This window comes from Brevibacillus parabrevis (assembly GCF_003710905.1).
GTDB classification, from domain to species: Bacteria; Bacillota; Bacilli; order Brevibacillales; family Brevibacillaceae; genus Brevibacillus; species Brevibacillus parabrevis.
Genome location: NZ_RHHV01000003.1, coordinates 55,914 through 79,367, shown reverse-complemented (window position 1 = coordinate 79,367; position 23,454 = coordinate 55,914). Strand labels below are relative to the sequence as shown.

Genomic DNA, 23,454 nt, shown 5'->3' with positions numbered 1-23,454 from the left:
CGTTCCTGCCTTTTTCCCGGCGGAACGGTCTTTCTTTTTCATCGCTTTATTTCATTCAGCGCTTCTTGGTCCTTCGAGCGGTGCTGCCGCGTTTTGCTGGCGCCGGACTTGGCCGTTTGCCTGTCTGTTTTTGGCCATCAAAACGAGCGCTGCCACCATGCTGCTTCTCTGCTCGCTTATGGGAAAAAGCCCCCGGCTTGCGCGAAGCATTTGCGGATTTGCCCGCAAAATCGCTTCTGCCTGCCGCTCGCTCGCTGCTCTGCCCTGTTTTCGTCATCCGTTCCTGGGTTCGCTGGTCATCCCCATTTTTTGGGGCCAAGCGAGCGGTTTGCTGCTGGCGATCGGCTCCGTGCTGCCCGCGTTTTCCCGTCTCGCGCTTCCCTTTTCCAGCCTGTTGCTTACCCTCGGCTTTAAGTGGTTTGCCCCCACGTTGACCGCCCTCAGCTCTGGCTGGCCTGCTCCCACGGTGCTCGCCTTCTGCTCTGGCTGGCCTGCTCCCACGGTGCTCGCCTTCTGCTCTGGCTGGCCTGCTTCCACGGTGCTCGCCTTCTGCTCTGGCTGGCTTGCTCCCACGGTGCTCGCCTTCTGTTCTGGCTGGTTTGCCTCCACGCTGACCGCCTCTGCCTGCGCGCTCCTGCCCCTTATGCTTTGTCTTGTGCTGCTTATGCTCCTCGTTCTCCCCGTAATCCGCCGCCCGCTCGCTCGCACGCCGCTCCAAAGTCATGGCGATTCCTTTTTCAATCTCTGCGAGCTGTGCCCGATCCTTGGCCGCCACCATCGTATAAGCGATGCCCTTTTCTTTGGCCCGGCCCGTTCTGCCGATCCGGTGAATGTAGCTGTCGACATCTTCCGGGATGTCGTAATTGAACACGTGAGTGACTCCCTCGACGTCAAGCCCGCGCGCTGCTACATCCGTTGCCACCAGTAGCTGGATTCTCGCCTCCCGAAAACGCTTCATTACATCCTCGCGTTTTGCCTGCGACAAATCGCCGTGCAGCTCGTCCGACAAATAGCCAAAGCCTTGCAGGGCGGCATTCAACGTGCTCGCCCGGCGTTTCGTGCGACAAAAGATGACTGCCAAAAACGGGCGTTCTTCATCAATCAAGGTACGCAAGGCAGACTGTTTCGCACGATCCGTCGTTTCCACGGCGATTTGCCGGATATTCGCCAGTGTAATCCGTTTGCCTTGCACCCGGATATCTTCCGGATTTTGCATGAAGCGCTGCGCCAGTGCGCGCACCTGCGGCGTCATCGTCGCGGAAAACAGCATCGTCTGCCGCTTGTCAGGCAGGCTCGCCGCGATGTCTTCCACCTCTGGCAAAAAGCCCATATGCAGCATCTGGTCTGCCTCATCGAGAACAAACATGGAGACGGTCGACAAATCGATCGTTCCTCGTCTCATGTGATCCAGCAATCTGCCGGGAGTAGCGATCACCACCTGCTTTTTGCCCGCCAGCTTGCGCAGTTGCCGGTCGACGTCTTGTCCGCCATATACGGCCAGCACGTGCAGATCATCTGTGGCAGCCGTCAGCTTTTTCACCTCTGCCGTAATTTGCAGAGCCAGTTCGCGGGTAGGTGTGAGCACCAGCGCCTGCACATCGTTTGAGTCCGGGTCCGCTTTCTCCAAAATCGGCAGGACAAAAGCAAGCGTCTTCCCCGTTCCTGTCTGCGCCTGGGAAATCACATCCTTGCCTGCCAACAGCGCAGGAATCGCTTTTTCCTGGATCGGGGTCGGCTCTGTAATTCCATTTGCTTGCAGCGCATCTATCCATTCTTTTCGTATGCCCAATCTAAAAAAATCCGTCAGTTTCGCCATCTCCAATCATCATGTATCCGAGCAGGATCATTTCGTACAAACAGCCACACCGATAAAGTAGCGCACGCCATCTCGCGGCTTTTCAAACGTCGGCCCTCGCTGATAGTAAATCTCCACCTGCGAAAACCGGACAAACAGCTCCTCAAACTCTTGGGGAGTCAATTGATGCACATGAAACGGCTCGCTCGTCTCCTTGCCTCTCCCCCGGCCAAACGGACTGGACAAAACCAGTGTTCCGCCCGGTTTCAGCATGCGATACAGGTTGTCCATGAACAACAGATCGTCCGCTACATGCTCAATCGTTTCAAAGCTTAAAATCGTATCAAACAAGCCCAGCTTCTCGGGAAGGGCGGGATCGAGAGCGTCGGCTTTCTGGTACGTAATTTTTTGATGGTGATATTCCCGATTCGCGTAAAAAATCGTGTCGTCATCAATATCGACAGCGATCAACTCGGTCAATTCCCGCTTCCGATCCTTGGCAACCATATGACAGCCGTATCCTGTCCCGCATGCAATATCAAGCACTCTTCCTTTAATATAAGGAGTAGCAAAGTAATAGCGGGCGATGTGCTCCAGAAGCATGCCATTCGTCGGCTTCAGCAGCTTGGGGATGATTCTCTCCCCGGTCCATTCCAGCAAGGTCATCACCATTTCCTCGTTTTTACTTCCTCACATCTTACCCTATTTTTCGTCCAGTTCCTATCTCGGACAACTATTAAGAAATTTGTAAGAGATTTCTATGCTGTTTTGTCAAAGCTTTTCGTTAAGATAAAAACATGAATGCATTCATAAGGTGGGAAAACAATGGCGAACTATCATGTCCTCGTAGTCGACGACGAGGCAGAGATCAGAGATGCGATCGAAATCTATCTCAAAAACGAGTCTCTGATTGTGCATCAAGCGAGCAATGGTCTAGAAGCATTGGATATTTTGGAACGGGAAGAGATTCATCTCATTCTTTTGGACATTATGATGCCTCAGATGGACGGAATTACGGCAACTTTTAAAATCCGGCAGGACAAAAATATCCCGATCATCATGCTTTCTGCCAAATCGGAGGACACCGACAAAGTTCTGGGCTTGAACATCGGGGCCGACGACTATGTGACCAAGCCTTTTCATCCGCTGGAGCTGGTGGCGCGGGTCAAGTCCCAACTCAGGCGTTATACCAATCTCGGCAATTACAAGGCAACCGAAGACGAGATTCAGGTGCGTGGATTGTCGCTGAACAAAAGTACGAAGTCCGTCGCTGTAGATGGCACCGAAGTCCGCTTGACCGCTACCGAATACAAGATTTTGGAGCTGTTGATGGAAAACAAGGGCCGGGTCTTTTCCATTGAGGAAATTTACGAACGCGTCTGGCGAGAGCCATATTTGAATGCAGAAAACACGGTTGCTGTTCACGTCAGGCGCATTCGGGAAAAAATCGAGATCAACCCGAAAGAACCGAAATATTTGAAGGTGGTATGGGGAATTGGATACAAGATCGAAAAATAGCCGCTTCACGCTGCCAGCGCTGCTCGCCCTGGTTGTCAGCGTCGCGCTTCTCGTACTGATTATGGCGGATATTTACCGCAACCGCGAGTATTTGCAACGGGACAACTACTTCCAGAGCGAAAGCTTCAATAGCGAAGTCAGACTGTTTGTAGGTCTGGTGAAAACGGTTCATGTCGACTTTGCCGACTATGAACGCAAGACGCCAGAACAAAAGCTGGGGAAAGCAGCCGTAGAGCAGTTCCAGCAAGACCGCAACAATGCTTATCAAGAGATCAGGCAGCGGTATGCTGACATGCACCCCGACGATGCTGCAGCGAAAAAGTCCGAGATGATCCGCGAGCTTGACGAAGCAACAGCCGAATGGGATGCGAAATTCAAACAAATGGTCGCGGAAAAAGATGCGGAGTACGAAGAACGGAAAAACAGCCTTGCCCTTCGCAACCCATCGTTCCACTACTATGTCAACGACTACAAGACAGGGAAAATTTACTCCAATAGCCACACGCCAACGGATGCAGAATTAAGCGAGAATGCCCGCTACGTAATCCGCTTTCCGGAAAACTCAGATCAAAGGTACGGCGATTTTGCCGACATTAACCGCATGTATCAACTGAATCAATGGTCCGGCACTTTTTTTGTTCCGAAAATTCCTGATGGCTACAGCCAAGTACATGCAGATGCTGCCTACTTCGATGCCAAAAGGGATCGGCTGCGCGGAGAAGTCGTCCTGTTGATCGTGACATTGCTCTCTACCGCTGTCCTTTGCTGGTTTTTGCACTGGAACAAAGGCATTGAGCAACCGATTGTCGGCAAAACGCTGAGACTGTTCCGGCGTATCCCGCTCGATATCCGCATCCTCTTGCTGTTTCCGCTAGGTGCTACTTACCTGGCTATGATTTTCAGTCTGCGCTTCTTCTTTTTGCCGATGGATGTCGAGCATTTCTTCACTCTCGGATTCATGTCTTTGTTTACCGCCTATTGGCTGCTGCAAGTTCTGGAAGCATGGCATATGTATCAGCAACCTGAGTCTCTTTCGCAACAGTGGCAAAGAAGCCTGTTTGCCCGACTGAAACTTGTTCTGCGTGAAAGCTACGCGCACAAAGGCTTGTTCTTCAAGTCTTCCCTTTTGTTCATTTTGACTGTCGGATTCGGCATGAGCGCAGCACTCGGCCTCGTCTCCATCGCGAAAGGCTCGGAAGAGTTGTTCGTGCTCAGTTTTCTGTACGGCTTGTTCTACCTGGCAACCGTCGTTCCGTACATTTTTCGCCGTTTGGCACTCATGAACCGCATCATGCGCGGAGCTTCCGAGATGTCAGCGGGAAATATGCAGGCCACGATTGAAAAAATCCATAAAGGGAGCCTCTCCGATCTCGCGCACTCGCTCAACAACATCAAGCTGGGCTTAAAACACGCGCTGGAAGAACAAATGAAGAGCGAGCGCATGAAGACGGAGCTGATTACCAATGTGTCGCACGATTTGAAAACGCCGCTCACCTCGATTATCAACTACGTGGACCTGTTGAAACGGGATAACCTGTCGGCGGAAGAGATCAAGAGCTATGTCGATGTGCTGGACCGAAAAGCGGGCCGTTTGCGAGTGCTGATTGATGACCTGTTCGATGCCGCGAAAATGTCCAGCGGAGCTGTCGAGCTGCACATTGAGCAAGTAAACGTCTCGGCACTGCTCAACCAGGCGATCGCAGAGTTCAGCGAAAAGATCGAGCAATCCTCTCTCAAGTTTCGCGTCCAAACCGAGCAGCCGAAAATCATGGCTCCGCTCGATGGCAAAAAAACATGGCGCGTTTTCGAGAATCTGATTGGCAACGCCTTGAAGTATTCCATGCCGAATACGCGCGTCTTGATTGATTTGATCGAAAAACAGGATGAAGTCGTGCTGACCTTCAAAAACGTCTCGGCCTACGAAATCGACTTCGATGCCCAGGAACTGTTTGAACGATTCAAACGCGCCGATCAGTCCCGCCATACGGAAGGTTCCGGACTGGGGCTGGCGATTGCCAAAAGCATCGTGGAGCTGCAAGGCGGAAAGCTGTTGCTGGAAATCGATGGCGATTACTTCAAAGTAACGGTCGTGTTTCGAAAAAGCCTCTGATCGATAAAAATCCGTTGCCCGAACATGAAAAAGCCAATGCCCGCACTGTCAGGCATTGGCTTTGCGATTTTTTATACGGCAAAGTTCCGCTGAAACAGCGACTGCAAAGCCGACGCTGTCTCCTGCTCGTCGATGCCCTCCACCTCAAACGTCATTTCATCGCCGGTCTTCGCCCCCAGCGCCATGACGCTCAAGATGCTTTTGCCGTTGGCCTGCTTGTCATTGTAAATCATTTTGACCGACGAGCGGTATTGATTGAGCAAGTTGACCAGTACAGAAGCCGGACGGGCATGAAGGCCGCCGCTTACGGTGATTTCTACATTAAATCGGACCATTTCACACCTCCTTTTCTGCATCGTGTATGCCGAAAAATTTCTGGATGACGGCCGCCACCCCATGTTGATCGTTCGTGTCTGTCACATGTCGTGCCAGCCGCTTGACTTCGTCTGGAGCATTGCCCATGGCGACGCCCATCCCGACAAATTGCAACATTTCCAAGTCGTTGTAATTGTCGCCGACAGCCACAATTTGTTCCGGACTGATTTCCAGTCTTTTTGCCAAAAGCGCAAGCCCGCTCGCTTTGGAGATTCCCTCTGGCAATATCTCCAGATTGCGTGCACCGGAAGTCGTTACCCGAATTTCCGGCAAGTCGGTTGTCTCCAACTCTTTTCTGGCTACCGCAATCTCGCTTTCCTCGCCCATGACGAAAATTTTCGGTACGCGCACCGCATGCTCCTGGACGTGCCCGATCAAATCAGCGGAAGTCATCAGTTTGACCGGATAGCGCTCCCGCCAAAGCTGGCGCAAGGTGCGCGTGTTCACCAACGGATACAAGTCCTTCCACTTCCAGCGCCGATTGGTGAGCGTATAAGCTTCGTGCAGCAGCATGACATCCAGCTCGTACTTCGCCAAAATGTTTGTCACCGAAGCGGTCGTTTCAACAGGTATCCGACTGACGTGCAGTTCCTCGTCTGTCAGCGGATCAGCCACATACGCCCCGTCATGCGACACGAGCGGAGTGCTGATGTTCAACTGTCGGGCCAAAGCTTTCGCTGACGGATACGCCCGTCCGGTAGCCAGCGTTACGAACACGCCTCTGTCTGCAAGCCCGCTGATCGCTTGCTGCGTGACTTTTGCCATCGAATGATTCGACATCAGAATGGTCCCATCCACATCCAGGGCGAGCAGCTTGTATCTCGTGCTCTCGTTTTTTCTCTCAGCTTGTTCCACGGTTTTCCATCCTTACGTCACTGGCTTGAAAAACTGTGGCAAATGCTCTTTGTGCGCCTCCAGCATCTCGTCGAGAATTTGCTTGGCTACCACATCGGACGGCACCAAAGGATTGATCGTCATGGCGAGCAAAGCCTGGTGATAGTCACCCGTTACAGCCGCTTCCGCCGCCACTCGTTCAAACGATTTGATCTGCTGCACCAACCCGCGCACAGGCACTGGCAAATCCCCTACGGCAAGCGGGACTGGCCCTTCCCGGGTAATAACGCAGTTTACCTCGACAGCAGAGTCGTCAGGAATGCTCGCAATCGCCCCGTTGTTGCGGACGTTCACTGGCTGAATATCCCGTTTGTCGTTGTAGATCGAGTAAATCAGATTGCAGGCTGCTTCGCTGTAATAGGCACCCCCCCGTTTTTCCAGCTGCGGCGGCTTGATGTTCAGGTCAGGGTCTTCATACAGCGCGAACAGCTCCGCTTCCACCCGCTTGACCACTTCTGCCCGCGTGCCGTTTTTGCTCGCTTCCTCCTGCTCGTGCTCCAGCATGGTGCGAGTCTGGTAGTAGTAGCGGTGATACGGGCAAGGAAGAATCCCCAACGCTTTGATGAAATCTTTGTCCCAGCCGAGATCGAGAATGTTTTGCATCGTAATCCCCGATTGTTCGCCAGTCAGCTTGTCGATGATCTGCGGAGTGACGTTGTTTCCGTCCAGGTAGACTCCCAGCCCGAACACCATATGGTTCAGCCCGGCAAAGTCAATGTGTATCCGCGACTGATCGACCCCCAATATGGTCGCGACTCCCATTTTCATCCCGATGGGCACATTGCACAGCCCGATTACTTTCTTCCGGTTCGTGTATCGCAGAACAGCTTCCGTCACCATGCCAGCCGGATTGGTGAAATTAATCAGCCAGGCATCCGGGCACAGCTCTTCCATATCGCGGCAAATGTCCATGATGACCGGAATCGTGCGCAGCCCTTTGAACAGTCCGCCAGGCCCATTCGTCTCCTGACCGATGACCCCGTACTTCAGCGGAATGCGCTCATCCTTGATTCGGGCGTCCAGCAGCCCCACGCGCATTTGCGTTGTGACGAAATCCGCGCCCGCGAGCGCTTTGCGCCGATCCAGCGTCAGATGCACCTTCATAGGTACTCCGGCCTTCTCCACCATCCGCTTCGCCAGAGCACCGACGATTTGCAGCTTCTTCTCACCCTCGGGAATATCGACGAGCCACAGTTCGCGTACAGGCAACTCGTCGTATCGTTTGATCAGACCTTCCACAAGCTCTGGCGTATAGCTCGATCCCCCACCGATCGTTACGATTTTGATTCCGCTCACACTCCCGCCTCCTTTGCCGCGTGGACATGGCTGTACAGCTCGACAAACTCGCTGGCCAAATCCTTGATCGTCATCGCATTCATCAAATGATCCTGCGCATGGATCAACAGCATGCTGATCTCCGGTTTCTCACCCGCAATCTCCTTTTGGATAAAAGTCGTTTGGTGGTGATGGGCCCGGCTCAGCTCTTCGCCAGCTCGTTTCAGCGCATCTTGTGCGCCCGCCATGTCTTTGTTTTTCGCCAGTGCGATTGCTTCCATCGCCAGGCTTCTCGCGTTCCCTCCGTGTAAAATCAGCTGAAAAATAACGTCTGTATGGTCCAAATAGATCTCCACCTATCCGAGTTCTTTAAATGTCACGAGCTGTATCTGCCGTGTTTGCACGTACTCTTTTATCTCTTTTGCCGTTAAAATTTGCAGCTCCCGTGTACGCGGCAGCGCGTATGAACTGCCTGTCAAAATCGCTTCATCCAAATATGCGGGATGGGTCATCATCTCGGCCACAGAGCAGTCCGCCAGCTCCTCGACAATATCGAAGAAAGTTTGAACAGACAGGTCCTCTCCGTAAAAGCGGTGGGAAAAGCCTTCCGTGGTCAGCACATCCGGCTGCTTCTCCCTTTTCCCTGCTTGAAACCCCCACGGATTGCGCACCGGAAGCCGATATTCTTGTGCCAGGCGCAAAACGATCGGCAAAATCGCTGCATGAGCATGGACGTGATGATGACTGTCGATGTGCGTCGGGGTAAGTCCCGTCGCCAAATACTTTTCGATTTGGCTGCGCAGCTCCCTTTCTACATCCTCCGGCGACGTCGTGCCCAAATAGTCGTATCCACGGTGAAACCGCCCATGCTCATCTGTCAGGGATGGTACATCGTGGCTGACTGGAGCGCCACAGGTGAGCACCAGATGGATGCCCACCCCGAGTGTTGGCGTTTCCCTGGCCAATTGTACCGCGTGTTCGAAACCGCCCATGTTCACCATGGTCGTTGTAGAGGTGACGACGCCCGCCCGGTGCGCCTCGATGATCCCCAGATTCACCCCTTTCGAATAACCGAAATCGTCCGCATTCACAATCAGCTTCATAAAGCGCCTCTCCTCTGGTAAATTACAAGTTTATGGCTTGGTTCGAAGCGGCATTCGCCTGCTCCTCGCTCACCTTTTGTTTATCCCACAAGCGGAAGAACGGATAGTAAATCACCAACGCAATGACGAAATTCACAAGCTGGAGGACGCTGCCCGATATTTTCCCGCCGGAAGCCAAATAGCCGCTAATAATGACAGGAGTCGTCCAGGGAACTGCCACGCCGCTTGGCTTTGCTACCCAGCCCAGTGACATCGCCACATAGCTGACAATGACCAGCACAACGGGCGCAAGAATAAACGGAATAATCAGAATCGGATTCATGACGATCGGCATCCCGAAAGTGACAGGCTCATTGATGTTGAACAAGCCTGGGCCGATGGAAAGTCGGCTAATGTTTTTCATTTGCTCGCTGCGCGCACGGAACAGCATGAGCACCACGAGCGCTAAGGTCGCACCTGAGCCGCCCGCGTACACCCATAGATCAAAAAATTGGGTGGTGATGATGTTCGGCAAATCTCCATTCGGGTCCGCCTGGAACGCCGCCCGGTTTTGATCCATCAGAGTGAGCCAGATCGGGCTCATGATTCCGCCGACAATCGCCGCTCCATGCAGACCGAGCGCCCAGAGCAGATGGACGAGCAACACGCAGACAATCGCTCCAATCAAGCTGCTGCCCAATGCACTCAGCGGGCCGACCAGCAAATCTTTCACGATGTTGTGGATGCTTTCAAACGAAGTGTTTTCAATGAGGATGCGCAAGAGCCAGACGACCAGAAGCACGGCCGAAGCAGGGATCAAAGCGACAAAGGAGCGGGAGACAGCGGGAGGCACACCATCGGGCATCGACAGGACGATTTTCTTTTGAATGATCTTGCGGTAAATCTCGGTGGACAGCACCGCCAACAGCATCGCCACGAACAGCCCCTGGCTTCCCATCAAGGCGACCGGGATTACTCCGCCTACCTCTTGGGCTGCTGTAGCTCCCTCAGGGGTAAACATCGTCTTGTACGGGGTCGCGAGCAAGAAGGCAGCGACAGAAATCGCACCTGCCGACAGCGGATCAACCTTGTACTTTTCAGCCAATCGGTACGCTACTCCGAAGCTGACGATGAGCGCCATGATGTCAAACGTGGCATTCACCGGATACAAAAGCTTGGTTCGCCACAAGTCGCCAAACAGCCCAACCATGAACTCGTTGTAACCAGGGATAGGTATGAAGCCGATAATGAGAAAAAGAGACCCGATAATCAGCAAAGGCATGGTGAGAATGATCCCGTCACGAATTGCCTGCAAATGCTTCTGCTCCGCGATCCTGCCCGCCACAGGCATCACGCGGGCCTCCAGAAAAGAATTGAACCCTGCCATACGCATCCCCCTCTACTGTTTTAGACGAAGAGCAAATTCCAGCACGTTCTTCCCGTTCAGAGAACCGTAGTCAACCGTACGGATTACATCGACTGGAATCCCTCTTTCTTCCCCTACTTTTTTCATTTCCGCCAGCTTGTAGCGCACCTGAGGCCCCAGCAGGAGTACCTCGGCTTGGTCAATATGACTTTTTACGTCATCTGCTGATACCGCCCAGATTTTCACTTCCAGCCCTTTTTCCCGTGCAGCCTGCTCCATTTTTTGTACCAGCAAGCTCGTTGACATCCCAGCTGCGCAGCATAGCAAGATATTCAATATAACTTCCTCCCCTCAGTTGGTTATGTCCTTTTTCTAGAGCAAGTCGCGTGCCAAAACACCTTGTTTGTATGCGCTTTCACCAAAAAGGGCACCGTTGTCGCATTTTAAGAGTCGCAAAGTCAGCTTGCGCCAAAAGTGTTTGAATGAAAGCGCTATAGTGTTTGGGAAACAGGGACAATTTGGCAAAAAATAAAACACTAGCTACACCAGTGTTTTATTGTGTATGAAGAAATTCATGACGAAACAGACATCGTCCTCACTAAAAGTCACGTCGTATTTGTCTGCCAACGGCTGCAACTCATGGCGGATCAGGTTGTGCAGCGTGCGATTGCCCGCTAAAAATACGGCTTTGTCTGTATACGCGATGGAATGCTCTCCTGCTTTCAGCCGATCGACGAGACAACAAATGTGCAAATAGGCTCCGATTCTCGTATCAAAAGTAAGCGTGTTGCCCAGTCTTTCTTCCATGCGGGTCACACACGTCCTGACGTCATCGAGAATGTCCTGCCCTTTTACCATTTTCAGATGTTCTTTGAGCGATTGTTTCATTTTCACGTACGCTTCTTCCAGGTCGATCAGCTGCTGGATATCGGACAGCGCCTCGCCGTTCATCACATCATCCATGCTGTAGCAGCGCAAGCCGCGATCGAGCATGTAATTGCTCACGACGCACAAAACGGTCCGTTCTTCCTTGATTTTTTTCAGCCGACTTTTGGCCTGTGCTTTGTCCAGCAGTTGCAGCGGCACAAATTCCAACAGCTTTTCGTCATAGCGCAGCCGCGATTCCAGCAGTTGTTTTAAAAATAGCGCGCTGCCCTCGCCCGACAGGCAGGCTGCTACAATCGTCAAAGCTGGCGACAGCTTGGCTGGCGGCTCCTTGGGCAGCTCCTCCCGATGTAGCATCGATATGCTGACGACATCGCGGTACACATCCTCCAAAGAATGTCCGAGCATGGCCTTGCGCGTCGCTTCGATGACGTGCGGGGTGCTCACCATCGGCACTACCTTTACCGGGATTCCCAGTTCCTTTTCGATCATTTCCCCAAAACCGAGCAGCGAGCCCATATCGACGAGCAAAAGCAGGCCGGATGCGCTACCGATGTCCCGCGCTGTCTTGATCGCCTGCTCCAGCACAAGCATGGAGTCTTCTTCCAGCGGCAAGTCAATTGCCCGCGCGTATTGGGTGACAAGCAACCGATTGGTCACGTCGACCATGGCTGTCGCGCCTCCGCTGCCGTGTGTAATGACAAGCACGCCCACCGTTTCCCGCTCCTCTTGCATGCTCTCGTCATCCAGCACGAAAAACATGGTGAGGTAGCCCGCTTCGCCAATCGGCAAGTCCATGAGCAAAGCTTCCTCGATCATCCGCACGCATTCCAATGCTACAGCGAACTCTTTTTTGTACTTGAGCCGCACGCTGTTGATATGCGGATGGACGATCTGCTTCCCTTGCGACAATCGCTCCTTTGACGTCTGGATGTGCAGCGCCAGACCGAAGATTACTTTTTGGCTCAAAATTTTCTCCAGCTTCGCTTCCGCATAGCGCACGATGTCTTCGACCAGGTGGATAATGATCGGATCAATGATACGTGCCATATCTCCTTTGTTGATTCGCTGATGAACCCCTTTGATAAAAGTCGTGAAGTAGTTTTCTATGTCAAATTCCAGCTCTTCTTCGCTGACGCCCTGATTTTGCAGCTCGTATATTTTCTGCTCGATCTTTTCATAGACGCTGTTGGCAGCATCCTCCTGCTCGCCGCCAAACCAGATGCTTTCCTCGGAGGGCTGCACGACAAAACATTTGTGCTCGGTGCCAATCAGCTCGTCCAGCTCCTGCCTGTAGTCTTTTGCCATGAGCAGTCCCTGCTTGACGTGATGGGGCACATCCTGAATGGAGATGTGCAAAACATGCTTTTTCAGGGAGATATACTCGGCATAAGCGCTGGCGCAGGTCAGCTGGATGTCGGTCTTCAGTTGTCCGATGTTGTTGGGGCAGTGATAGCAAAGAAACGCCTGCAACACGCTCGCTGATATTTGAATCTCCCGGCCCAAGCGAAACGCTTCTTCACGGAAAATTTCCATGACGAGCCCGAGACGCTCCTCCATCCCCCGCTCCAGCAATGAGGGGAGCTTGATCACCATCGGTATGCGGCGCATGAACGTCTTGAGCAAGCTCGACTCCGGATTTTCGGTCGTCGCCATGACGATTTGCACCTGAGCCGTACGTTCCACTTCCGTCTCGCCGACCCGCCGAAATGTCCCTTTGTCCATGAAGGTAAAAAAGATTTCCTGGCCTTCCGCTGGCAGCCGATGAACCTCATCGAGAAACAGAATGCCGCCGTCCGCCTTCTCTACCAAGCCTTTGCGATCCATTTCCGCTCCGGTGTACGCGCCCTTTTTGACTCCGAACAATTGACTGATCAAAAGCTGCGGATTGTTGGCGTAGTCAGCGCAGTTAAAGACGATGAAGGGCGCCCCCTTGTCCAGACGCCCGATATCCACAGCAAACTCGTGAATCATGCCCGCAAACCACGACTTGCCCACTCCCGTCTCCCCGAGAATCAGACAATGCATGCCGCGCGGCGGATACAGCACAGCCGCTTTGGCCTGCTCGATGCGCGTAATCAGGCTTTTGTTTTTCTTCGCCAGCCTGTCCAATGCGGTTTGCGCCAGGTAGAGCGAATCCTTCGCCTGTTTGACATAAAACAGGGTAGGACGCCCCTCCTCCTTTTCGATGCGGCCTTCCTTCCACAAACGGTTCAAATCACTGCTTACGTTGGCGCGGCTAAGACCCAGCAGCTCAGCCAGCTCGCTTGCACTGAGCTTTGTATCAGGACCTGAATCAAGCAGCTTCTGGTAAATGAAATCCACTCGTTTCATTGCGATCACCTGCCTCACAACTTGTCCGTTTTCATTTCAACAATATTTTGGAAAAACCTGCTTACCCATGAATATGATGGATGTACATGCCTCATCACGAAAAAACAGCCACCCTTCCAAACAGACAGGGTGGCTGTGTACAGTCGCTATACATTGACTTGCTGAATCGCTTTTCTCATGTCCAGCGTGTTGGCATTCAGGACAGCAGAAGCATCGTACACTTGCTTCATCATCTCCAGCTGCCTGTTCGTCATCGTCCGAATCTGTTCCGTCTGCTCGCTCACACCGGAAGCGATGTGCGCAATGCTGTTGACCGTAGCCGCTACTTCCTCAGACCCGGCAGACAGCTGCTCTGTCGTGACGGATACTTCCTGCACCTGCTCACTGACCAGCATGAACGCCTTGACCGCATGCAAAAACGATCGCTCTGCTTCAGTCGACAACTCTACGCCCTCTTTGATCTCTGTCGTGACCGTCTCCATCTCGACACTGATTTTCTCCGAATCTTTTCCGATGTTGCCCAACAAAGCAGTGATTTGCTGGACAGAAGCGGCCGAGGCATTCGCCAGCTTGCCTACCTCCTGCGCCACAATCGTAAAGCCGAGTCCGTGTTCGCCCGCTCTCGCCGCTTCAATCGAGGCGTTCAGCGCGAGAATTTTCGTCTGCTCCGTGAAGCCTTGGATCGTGCCTAGCACATGCTCGATTTCCTGCGAATACGCTTTCAATTTTTTGGCGATCTCATAAGTCTGCTCAGCCGAAAGCGAAATGTCTTGCATCTGCTGGCTCATCCGTTTCATTGCCGCGTCACCGGATTGGGCGATTTCCAAAGCGTGAATGGAAGCATCGGACACCGTAGCGGAAGATTCAGCGATCCGCGCTATGCCAAGTGCAATCTCTTCAATCGCATTCGCACTGTCGTCCGCGCTTTTCTTTTGCGCGTGCGCTCCGTCGTAAATGACTTTGACGCTGTCATTCATGCTCTCTCCCATCTCCAGCATCTCATCGGCACTCACTGCCAGTTCTTTCGATGAGAGGACCAAATGATCGGACGTCTTGTCCATATTCACTACCAGTCCGCGAACCCGGCTGTGCAGATGTTCGGACATCGTCAGCATAGACTGATAGACGGTGCCGATTTCATCCACGGACTTTACCGGAGAGGAACGCAAAATGACTCCGGCTGCCGCCAGATCGCCCTCAGCCAGCTTCTCCGCGCTCTCCTTGACGACATGCAACGGACGCAATGCCCGCTGGACAAACCAGACAATCGCGAGCACAGCCGCGAACATGACAACGAGCATCAGGATGTAGATCGGAACGCTTTTCCACAGCACGTTGGTCGCCAACTGCTCGTACACCTTTACATCGGTATCAATCCCCAACGCCCCGAGCACTGCACCGCTTTTGTCTTTGACAGGAACATACGCCGATATGTAAGTCCCGTACTCCGGATTTTCGATAATGGGCGAGCTTGCCTTGTTCCCCGCCATAATCGCCTTCACAGCATCTGGGGGCATATCTGTCACTTCATCAATCGGAGAAGCAGCCGGATCGTTGGGCGGACGTCCATCAATCATAATTTTCGGCACTTGATTCTCATCAAATCGCACGAAGTAGACGTAAATCGCTCCGATTTGTGTGCGGAACACATCCAGCTCCTGTCTAAGCTCCCAGTACAGGTCCGTTTCCTTCGGCTGCTTCAGAAAATCAGCATACTGCTCCGGCTTCATTTGAGCAGCATAGCTTTCTGCAATGCGCATGTTGTAATTGTTGATTCCTTCTTCAACCGCATCTCTCGTCTGCACAATCTGCGTGGCAATGTTTCCCGCAGCGACCAGAACCAAGACGGAGATGATGACACACAAAATACGAACAATCAGATGCTTTTTCATAAATGACATCATTCGTCTGCTTCTCCTCCGCGTCTCATGATCAATAAAAATGAGTTCTGTATGACTATCTGCATGAATACCATCATAGGCGATTTTTGGAATCAGGAACAGAGCATATAGTTCAAAATACCCATATCTGTCACAATTTTTTCACTCTTCCCGGCAGATCGTCTCTGTTCGCTTTTCATGGACAGTTGATTAATTTTCGTTTCATTCTCCGCAGGTACGATATAATGGTTTTATCATGACTGACAGGAGATCAAGATTGCCATGATGGTTTTCACCTTGTTCACCATGTGGGCATTGGGCCTGCTGGCTCTTTTCACCGACCCGAAACGGACGTCGATCCGCTGGGCCTGTGCCACTGCATTTGTCGGAGGGGCTGGCTTTCTCTCTGCGGTCATCGATGAAACGATCATGCCGCTTTGGGCGGAGATGTTCACCATGACGCCTGGTACAGAACAAACCTTGCTTTTTCTCAGCCGCCTGTCGTCTTTTATTTGTCAGGTCGGACTGCCTTATTCGTTTCTCATGTTCGCCGTGCATTCGGCGGAGTTTCTTGCGCGCAGAACCAAACTCATCACGCAGTTTGCTGCGCTCTGCTTCCCGGTCTCGATGCTTGCCATTACGCCGATCCACCCGGTTTTGGCCTTCAACTACTGGATCATGGTCGCCTGGGTCATTCCTTTTTTTCTGGTTTCGTGCACGCTGCTCATCGTACAGTACCGGAGCGAGAAAGACCCGCTGGTCAAAAAGAACAGCTTTTTCACCAACGTGCTGATTATCGTCCCGCTCTTTTTCGTCTTTATTTTTATTTACGTCATGCGCATCCAAAACGATTACGAAGCCTGGCGGTACAACATGCTCGTCGTCGCCATCCAGTTCATTCTGATTGTCGCCATCAGCCTGAAATACGGGTTCCTCGGCGTCCGGCTGCGCGTAGAAAAAAGACGCCTGGACAGCACGCTGCGTGCTCTCACATCCGGTGCGCAAATCATTAATCATACGATCAAAAACGAAGCAGGAAAAATCTCCTTGTACGCGGATCGCATCGAAACGTATGCAAAGGAAACAAACCAGCCAGGCTTACAGGAAGATGCCGTAGTGCTCCTGCAATCGTCCCAGCACATGCTGGACATGATGAACCGCATCCAAACCCAGCTGCGCGACGTGGAGCTGCAAGAGTCCCCCACTGCGCCGAGCGAAATCGTCACACAAGTCATCCACAATTTGAAGCCGTACACGGAAAAATATCAGGTTCAAGTGGAAGCCGAGCTGGATGAGAGCCTTCGTCTGCGCTGCGATGCCGTGCAGCTGCGGGAAGTGTTGACCAATCTGTGCATGAACGCGATCGAAGCGATGCGCTCGGGCGGAAAGCTCCATGTGCAGCTCTTTTTGTCCAATCGGCATCTCGTCATCGCCGTTGCGGATACGGGAACAGGCATTTCCAAAGAAAATTTGCCGCATGTCCTCGATCCGTTTTTCTCTACCAAAAGAACCGGACAAAACTTCGGGCTTGGCCTGTCTTATTGCTACAATGTCATGCAAAAACATCAAGGAATGCTGGAAATATACAGCGAGCAGGGAAAAGGCACGACCGTCTTTCTGTTCTTCCCGAAAAAACGCGTCATAACACATTGATGAAAGCAGGAAGGGGGCTATCGGCATGGAAGCCATCAAAGTATTTCTCGTAGAAGATGATCCCGTCTGGCGAAAAGGTCTGATCGATTACTTGAACAAAGAGCCGGGTCTGGCCGTGGTCGGCGAGGCAGGGACCAAAGCAGAAGCTGTGGAGCGGTTTTTGAACGCAGGCGCTGACATCGTCCTCATGGATATCAACCTGACCGAAAACAATCTCGATGGCATCGAAACGGCCATGGAGCTGATTTCCCTGCAAGCGGACTGTAAAATCATCATGCTGACGTCATTGACAGCCGAGGACGTCATCGTCGAGTCCTTTTCCGCTGGTGCCGTCAATTACATCAGCAAATCCAGCTTCAAGGAAATTCCCGAAGCGATCCGCGCTGCCCACAACCGCCAGTCGGCGATTCACCCGACCGCCGCAGCCGCTTTGCGCAACGAGTTTTTGCGCCTGAAAAACGAGGAGAACCAAAAGCTGCTTTCCCCGGCAGAAAAGGACATCCTCCAACTGATTCACCAAGGAAAAACCCAGACGCAAATCGAACAATCCTTGCACATCACCAAGCGCACGATCAAAAACCACATCAACCGCATCCTGAAAAAAATGGGCGTGAAAACGAGCAAGGAAGCGGCCTCCAAAGCCAGCCAAAAGAAGCTGTTCTAGGTCTTATTACCAGGTACCAATGAATGTTGGTACTTTTTTTACTTCCCCCACTCCTTACAATGAAAACATAAAGCAACGCCATTATTCCTTGTAAAGGTGTGGTCCACATGGTCCTCATTCATTCCTTCCTGAAAATGATTTTAATGCTGTGGTTTCGACCTCGCGTTCACGGACTAAACAAAATCGATCTGACGCAGCCGTCTCTGATCATTCCCAATCACGTCTCCCTGCTGGACGCGGTGCTCCTGTCGTTCTGTTTGCCAAAAGGAGCGACCTTCGTCGTCAACACGGAGATCGCCAAGCGCTTCGCCTTCTTCCTGCGCTTCCGCAAGCACATCGCCATCGATCCGCTGAACCCTTACTCGATCCGCCATATGCTGCGGGTGATCCGCAAAGGGGAGACGCTGGTGATCTTTCCGGAAGGCCGCATCACGACGACTGGCGGCCTGATGAAAATTTACAGCGGCGTAGGCTACCTCGCCATGAGAACGGGCGCGACTGTTTATCCGATCGCGATCAACGGACTGGAGCGCTCGATCTTCTCCTATCTGAAAGGCAAGCTGCGTCTCTTGCTGTTCCCGACCATCACCATGACCGTAGGCACCCCGTTCACCATCGCACGCGAAGAAAACCGTTCGATGCGCGAGCAAAAAGCAGCAGCCAATGACCTGATCCTCCGTACGTTGCAAGATGAAATTTTTCAAAGCCGAATGAAGCAAAATGTAAACCTGTTCGATGAAACGATTGCAGCCGCGCGCCTTAACGGATCAAAAATGGAAATCGCCAAAGACTTGACCACAGCGATCAACTATCGCACGTTGCTGATCGGAAGCTACTTGCTCGGCAAAAAATTGCAGCAGCCGCTGACGGGAAAACCAGTGGTCGGCGTGTTCCTCCCGAACTCGGTCGGTCACCTGATTACGTTGCTGTCCTTGTTTTCGATCGGAAAAACGCCTGCGATCCTGAACTTTTCGCTCGGCATCCGCTCGCTTCTGGACTGCTGCGAGACGGCTCATATCGACACGATCCTGACATCGCGCGCCTTCATCGAAAAAGGCAAGCTGGATCACATCATCGCTGGCCTGTCGCCGAGCATGCAAGTGATTTATCTCGAAGATTTGAAAGCATCGGCGACCGCTTTTGACAAACTGGCTGCCTTTGGCTCCTATCTGACTGGCAAAAAAGCGGCGCACGGCGCCAATGAGCTGATCCTGTTCACTTCCGGCAGCGAAAGCAAGCCAAAAGGCGTCGTGCTGACGCACACCAACCTGTATGCGAATATCCAGCAGGTGACCAGCATGATCGACATTACGAGCCGCGACAAGTTTTTCAATGCATTGCCGATGTTCCACAGCTTCGGCTTGACTGCCGGCACGCTTTTGCCAGTCGTCAAAGGGATTCCCGTCTACTTGTACCCTAGCCCGCTGCACTACAAGGCGATTGCGGAGCTGGTGTACGACCAGAACGCGACGATTTTGTTCGGCACCTCGACGTTTATGGCAGGCTACGGACGAATGGCGCACCCGTATAACTTTTACTCGCTACGCTATGTGTTCGCAGGAGCGGAAAAACTGAAAGACGATGTTCGCAAGCTGTGGATGGAGAAATTCGGCGTGCGGATTTTTGAAGGGTACGGGGCAACCGAAACGGCACCGATTCTCGCTCTGAACACGCCGCTGGCGAACAAACCCGGTACGGTGGGACGCTTGGTGCCTGGCATGTCGTATCGCCTAGACCCTGTTGCCGGAATCGACGCAGGCGGAGAACTGCTCGTCAAAGGCCCGAACGTCATGAAAGGCTACCTGATCCACGGAAAAGGCTTCGTTCCGGCAGAAGAGTGGTATCACACCGGAGATTTGGTGACAGCCGACCAGGAAGGTTTTCTCAGCATCCAGTCCAGACTGAAACGCTTCGCCAAGATCGGCGGCGAAATGGTCTCGCTGAATCTGATTGAAGAATTGGCGATGCAATGCTTTGGACATTCCGGCTTCGCTGCGATTACCGTCAATGATCAGCGAAAAGGCGAGCGCGTCCTGCTGTTTACGACAGACGAAAATGTGGCGCTCGGTCAACTGCGCTCGTATTTGACCGAAAAGCAATACTCGCCACTGCTCATCCCTGGCACCATGCAGTTCATCAAGACATTGCCGCTGCTCGGGAGCGGGAAAACCGATTACGTCAGTCTGAAGCAACTCGCAGAAAGTGGAGGAAACTGATGTGAAAACGCGACTACAACCATTGCAAGCTCTGTATTTCACGCAATTCCTTTCGGCTTTTGCAGACAACATGATTTTGTTTGTCATCGCCAACTTGTTGCGGGAGAACGGTTTTTCTCCCGCGATGCTCGCACTCGTATCGATTTCCTTTTTTCTGCCTTACGTATTTCTGGCTCCGCTCGTCGGACCTTTTGCCGACAAACATGCCAAATCGTTTGTCCTGGTGATCGGGAACTTGATCAAAGCACTCGGCGTCGTACTCTTGTTTGTGATCGATCATTCGAGCATTTTGCTGTTGATGCTCAGTTACTTTACGGTAGGCGTGGGAGCCGTCGTATACTCGCCTGCCAAGTACGGCATTTTGCCAGAGCTGACGCGCAATGAAAATGAGTTGTTCCAGGCCAATGCGCGCATCGAAGCGTATACGATCGTCGCCATTTTGACCGGAATCGGCGGAGGCGGAGCGATTGCCTCCACGACCGCACCGCTCTTGTCGTCGAGCATCTGTCTCGCTCTCTACTTGCTGTCACTGGGCATGACCTTTTTCATCCCGCGCATCAAAGGAAACAGCCTGATTCGATACGGTGCGGAAGCTCGCCGCTTTTTCATCGACTTCCAGCACTTGATGAACCGCCCGGAAACGAGCTTTTCTTTGATCGGCACAGGGGCGTTCTGGATGAGTTCCGCTGTGCTGCGGGTAGCTGTACTGGCCTGGATTCCCGTCGCTCTCGGGATCAATCCGCAAAGCTTCTCCGTCTCGCTGATTTTGGCTACGACTTCCATCGGCATCATCATCGGCGCGTTTCTCGCACCGAAGCTGATTCCGCTGTCCCGCTTCACGCGCTCGGTCGGTTACGGCTTCGGCATGTTTCTCATCATCGTGCTGTTCCCGTGGATTCACGTCATCGGCATCGCCATCTCCCTGCTGCTTTTGGTCGGGTTCATGGGAGGAGTATTCATCATTCCGATGAACACCGTCCTGCAAGAAGAAGGCAAAAAGATGGTCGGCTCCGGGAAAACCATCGCCATTCAAAATTTTATCGAGAATTTCCTGATGGCAGCTGGCTCGGGGATTTACTACCTGATTGTTTACCTCGGCGCTTCCATCTCCGCAGCGATTGTCGGCCAAGGCTTGCTGCTGCTCGTATTCCTGCTGTATCTGGTGAAGCATCGCAAGCGAATCGTCGGTTAGTTCCTGAAAAAGCTGCGAAAAGAAGACCGCCTGAACAGCAAAAAGCCGTGACTGTAAGCGTCACGGCTTTTTTGGTGCGGTTCGAGACCAAGCTGCGTTATTTCTTCTGTTGCGTAGTCGTCGCAGGGGCAGCAGGGGTTGCCGGGGTTGCTTGCGCTTCCTTGGCCGCCGCTGCTTTTCTCGCTTCGTTCAGCAGGCGATAAAACTCGCCTTTTGTTTTCACGTTCGCGAATTTCGCTGCGTCGACTTTTGCCTTCGCTGTCAGTTCCGCGATTTCTTCTTTGGTCACCGCATCTTTGATGTTGATCGAAGCGATATTGGTGTATTTGCCGTCTTCTGTTTTCGGAACGCTCAGGACGCCAGCATTGATCAGCTCTACTACGTCTTTGCGCTCAGGAGCAGAGGTGTCGACGCCGATGATCTTCCAGTTGTTTTGCACTTTTGGCTCATATACGCCTTTTTTCACTTCTTGCAAGTACGCGATAGCGCGGTTGCGGATTGTTCCGCCTGTTTCTCCAAAAGCATCATTTGCTTTGGACGTCCACAGCTGATCGAACTTGCGTCCTTCCAGCGCGCCGCCTTTTGCTTGCAGGGCTTCCATCCGGTACGCATTCATGCCGAGCTTCAAGCTGTCCTCTGGCTTGATTGGTGTTCCGTCGAGCTTGCGCAAGTTGGTGATGCGGCTGCCGTATGGCTTGGTCAGGTCAATCTCGTATTTCACGCCGCCGAAGAAGTCGTTGGTGCTGTATTTGGAAGCGCGGCGTTTCGGGTCAAAGCTGACAGTTACGTCGCCAGGACGAGTGGAATTGAAGTAGCCTACTGCCCACTCCATGTAATCTTTCAAATCTTTTCCGGTCACTTTGTATACTGTGATTTCGCCGAATGTGTACTGATAGTTGTAGGCGATGTCTTTTTTCTTGATCGGGCCGACATCGAGCTTGGCCTTGTCGTTGTCGATCTGGTGGGCGACGACATCTGCCTTGCTGTAGTAGAGCATCACTTCGTGGAAGAAGTCAGACAGTGGCGTCTCCTGAATTTGCACAGTCGGGATGCCTTCCACCTCGTTTTTCGGCACCAGGTTCATGCCTTTCAGCTCGGCAACAACGATGTTCGCATCTGCGCGGGCAAACTCGTGGAACGGCTTGAGCTTCGTCTCCAGCTCAGGATCGGAAACAGCCGGAGTGCCGTCAGCGCCTTTTACAGGCAAAGCAGTCGCTTCCTTGCTGGTCAGCACAACTTTGCCGTCTTTCTTTTCAAAAGTCAGGTCAATGCGCGACAGGTGCGTACCGTATTTGTCCGGCTCGGAAATCAGCACACCGTTGATTTCTTCTTTTTTCACCAGTTTGTGCATGTGGCCAGCAAAAATGGCGGTCAGCTCCGGTACGGCGTTGGCGATATCAGCTACGCCTGTGCCTGGAATGCCGTTTTCGTTCTCGATGCCCATATGCATGACGCCGATCATGACGTCTACTTTGCCTTGCAGTTCTTTTACGGCTTTCTTCGTTTCTTCTACCGGATTTTTGACCACGAGGCCATCCAGATGGTCGGTGCCTTTTTCAAAATCGGTAATCATTGGCGTGTTCATGCCGATCAGACCGATTTTTACGCCTGCGCGCTCTACGATCGTATAAGCAGGCAAGAAACGCTCGCCATTTTCTTTGTAGATGTTGCCTGCGAGAACTGCCCCTTTATACTGGCCGCTGATCTTGTCCAGCACATCCAGCCCGAAGTTGAACTCGTGGTTGCCAAACGCCCAGGCGTCGTAGTTCATTTCGTTCATGGCGACCATCATCGGCGACTGCGGCTGGTCGTTGAACAGTTCAGCGGAGTTGTCTTGTATCGAATCACCTGCATCGACCAGCACGGTGTTCGGATTTTCTTTGCGAATGTCCTTGATCATGGTGAACAGCTGCGTCAGGCTGCCGTTTGTATTCGGGCCGTCGAGCGCATAATCCCATGGCATGAAGCGGCCGTGGATGTCAGATGTGCCCAACAGCGTGATTTTGGTCGGCGCTTCCGCCGCTTTTGTCGGTGCAGCGATTCCCGCCAAGGCACTGCCCAGCACCATAGTGGTCATTGCTACGCTCATCAAGCTTTTTGCCAGTAAAGCTACCTTCTTTTTCATAGTTTCCCCTCTGTTTCTCTCATTCTGTCAGATCCCTTGCGCTGGTAAAGCTTTTCGCTCCTCCTGTTCTCTATTCTAAGAAAGTTTTGG

The 23,454-nt window shown here is 52.6% G+C and carries 18 protein-coding genes; 6 read left to right on the top strand and 12 right to left on the bottom strand.

Going from position 1 to position 23,454, the window contains the following annotated elements; genetic code table 11:
• Nucleotides 1-55: 55 nt before the first annotated feature.
• Both EDM60_RS01945 and EDM60_RS01940 read right to left on the bottom strand, forming a co-directional pair.
• Nucleotides 56-1,822 (bottom strand): DEAD/DEAH box helicase, encoded by a 1,767-nt coding sequence (locus tag EDM60_RS01945; protein ID WP_122962461.1) that lies wholly within the window; start codon nt 1,820-1,822, stop codon nt 56-58.
• Nucleotides 1,823-1,843: 21 nt separating this feature from the next.
• Nucleotides 1,844-2,467: a class I SAM-dependent methyltransferase gene (locus EDM60_RS01940; protein WP_122962460.1), complete on the bottom strand. Its 624-nt coding sequence runs from the start codon at nt 2,465-2,467 to the stop codon at nt 1,844-1,846.
• Nucleotides 2,468-2,620: 153 nt separating this feature from the next.
• Here EDM60_RS01940 and EDM60_RS01935 point away from each other — a divergent pair, with 153 nt between their 5' ends.
• Nucleotides 2,621-3,313 (top strand): response regulator transcription factor, encoded by a 693-nt coding sequence (locus EDM60_RS01935; protein WP_122962459.1) that lies wholly within the window; start codon nt 2,621-2,623, stop codon nt 3,311-3,313.
• Nucleotides 3,291-5,423 (top strand): sensor histidine kinase, encoded by a 2,133-nt coding sequence (locus EDM60_RS01930; protein WP_122962458.1) that lies wholly within the window; start codon nt 3,291-3,293, stop codon nt 5,421-5,423. The genes EDM60_RS01935 and EDM60_RS01930 overlap by 23 nt, the downstream gene beginning before the upstream one ends.
• 71 nt (nt 5,424-5,494) lie before the next feature.
• Here EDM60_RS01930 and EDM60_RS01925 read toward each other — a convergent pair whose 3' ends face one another.
• From EDM60_RS01925 to EDM60_RS01885, 9 genes are all read right to left on the bottom strand, one after another.
• Complete coding sequence (locus tag EDM60_RS01925) at nt 5,495-5,758, bottom strand: HPr family phosphocarrier protein (protein WP_122962457.1); 264 nt, start codon at nt 5,756-5,758, stop codon at nt 5,495-5,497.
• A gap of 1 nt (nt 5,759) precedes the next feature.
• A complete protein-coding gene (locus EDM60_RS01920; RefSeq protein WP_233454127.1) occupies nt 5,760-6,653 on the bottom strand; it encodes a Cof-type HAD-IIB family hydrolase in 894 nt (297 codons plus the stop codon).
• Between the two features lie 12 nt (nt 6,654-6,665).
• On the bottom strand, nt 6,666-7,988 hold the full coding sequence (locus EDM60_RS01915) for a 6-phospho-beta-glucosidase (protein ID WP_122962456.1): 1,323 nt from the start codon (nt 7,986-7,988) through the stop codon (nt 6,666-6,668).
• Nucleotides 7,985-8,311, bottom strand: coding sequence for a PTS sugar transporter subunit IIA (locus EDM60_RS01910; RefSeq protein WP_122962455.1), 327 nt, complete (start codon nt 8,309-8,311; stop codon nt 7,985-7,987). Before EDM60_RS01910 ends, EDM60_RS01915 begins: the two co-directional genes overlap by 4 nt.
• A 12-nt stretch (nt 8,312-8,323) precedes the next feature.
• The gene (gene chbG / locus EDM60_RS01905) at nt 8,324-9,070 is read right to left on the bottom strand and encodes a chitin disaccharide deacetylase (RefSeq protein WP_122962454.1); all 747 of its coding nucleotides are present in this window, start codon (nt 9,068-9,070) and stop codon (nt 8,324-8,326) included.
• Nucleotides 9,071-9,092: 22 nt separating this feature from the next.
• Nucleotides 9,093-10,436, bottom strand: coding sequence for a PTS cellobiose transporter subunit IIC (gene celB, locus EDM60_RS01900; protein WP_122962453.1), 1,344 nt, complete (start codon nt 10,434-10,436; stop codon nt 9,093-9,095).
• A 12-nt stretch (nt 10,437-10,448) separates the two neighbouring features.
• Nucleotides 10,449-10,751 carry a PTS sugar transporter subunit IIB gene (locus tag EDM60_RS01895; protein WP_063228821.1) on the bottom strand — a complete coding sequence of 101 codons (303 nt, stop codon included), beginning with the start codon at nt 10,749-10,751 and terminating at the stop codon, nt 10,449-10,451.
• Between the two features lie 204 nt (nt 10,752-10,955).
• Entirely contained in the window at nt 10,956-13,634 is a 2,679-nt protein-coding gene (locus EDM60_RS01890; protein WP_122962452.1) for a sigma-54-dependent transcriptional regulator, read from the bottom strand.
• 146 nt (nt 13,635-13,780) lie between these two features.
• Nucleotides 13,781-15,538, bottom strand: a complete 1,758-nt coding sequence (locus EDM60_RS01885) for a methyl-accepting chemotaxis protein (RefSeq protein WP_122962451.1) — start codon at nt 15,536-15,538, stop codon at nt 13,781-13,783.
• Between the two features lie 258 nt (nt 15,539-15,796).
• Here EDM60_RS01885 and EDM60_RS01880 point away from each other — a divergent pair, with 258 nt between their 5' ends.
• From EDM60_RS01880 to lplT, 4 genes are all read left to right on the top strand, one after another.
• Nucleotides 15,797-17,167, top strand: coding sequence for a sensor histidine kinase (locus tag EDM60_RS01880; RefSeq protein ID WP_122962450.1), 1,371 nt, complete (start codon nt 15,797-15,799; stop codon nt 17,165-17,167).
• 25 nt (nt 17,168-17,192) lie between these two features.
• Nucleotides 17,193-17,831 carry a response regulator gene (locus EDM60_RS01875; RefSeq protein ID WP_122962449.1) on the top strand — a complete coding sequence of 213 codons (639 nt, stop codon included), beginning with the start codon at nt 17,193-17,195 and terminating at the stop codon, nt 17,829-17,831.
• A 107-nt stretch (nt 17,832-17,938) separates the two neighbouring features.
• Nucleotides 17,939-20,047 (top strand): AMP-binding protein, encoded by a 2,109-nt coding sequence (locus tag EDM60_RS01870; RefSeq protein WP_122962448.1) that lies wholly within the window; start codon nt 17,939-17,941, stop codon nt 20,045-20,047.
• Between the two features lies 1 nt (nt 20,048).
• Nucleotides 20,049-21,239 (top strand): lysophospholipid transporter LplT, encoded by a 1,191-nt coding sequence (lplT, locus tag EDM60_RS01865; RefSeq protein ID WP_122962447.1) that lies wholly within the window; start codon nt 20,049-20,051, stop codon nt 21,237-21,239.
• 97 nt (nt 21,240-21,336) lie between these two features.
• On the opposite strand, the gene EDM60_RS01860 is transcribed toward lplT, so the two are convergent.
• Nucleotides 21,337-23,307, bottom strand: a complete 1,971-nt coding sequence (locus EDM60_RS01860) for a bifunctional metallophosphatase/5'-nucleotidase (protein WP_409362251.1) — start codon at nt 23,305-23,307, stop codon at nt 21,337-21,339.
• Between the last annotated feature and the right edge of the window lie 147 nt (nt 23,308-23,454).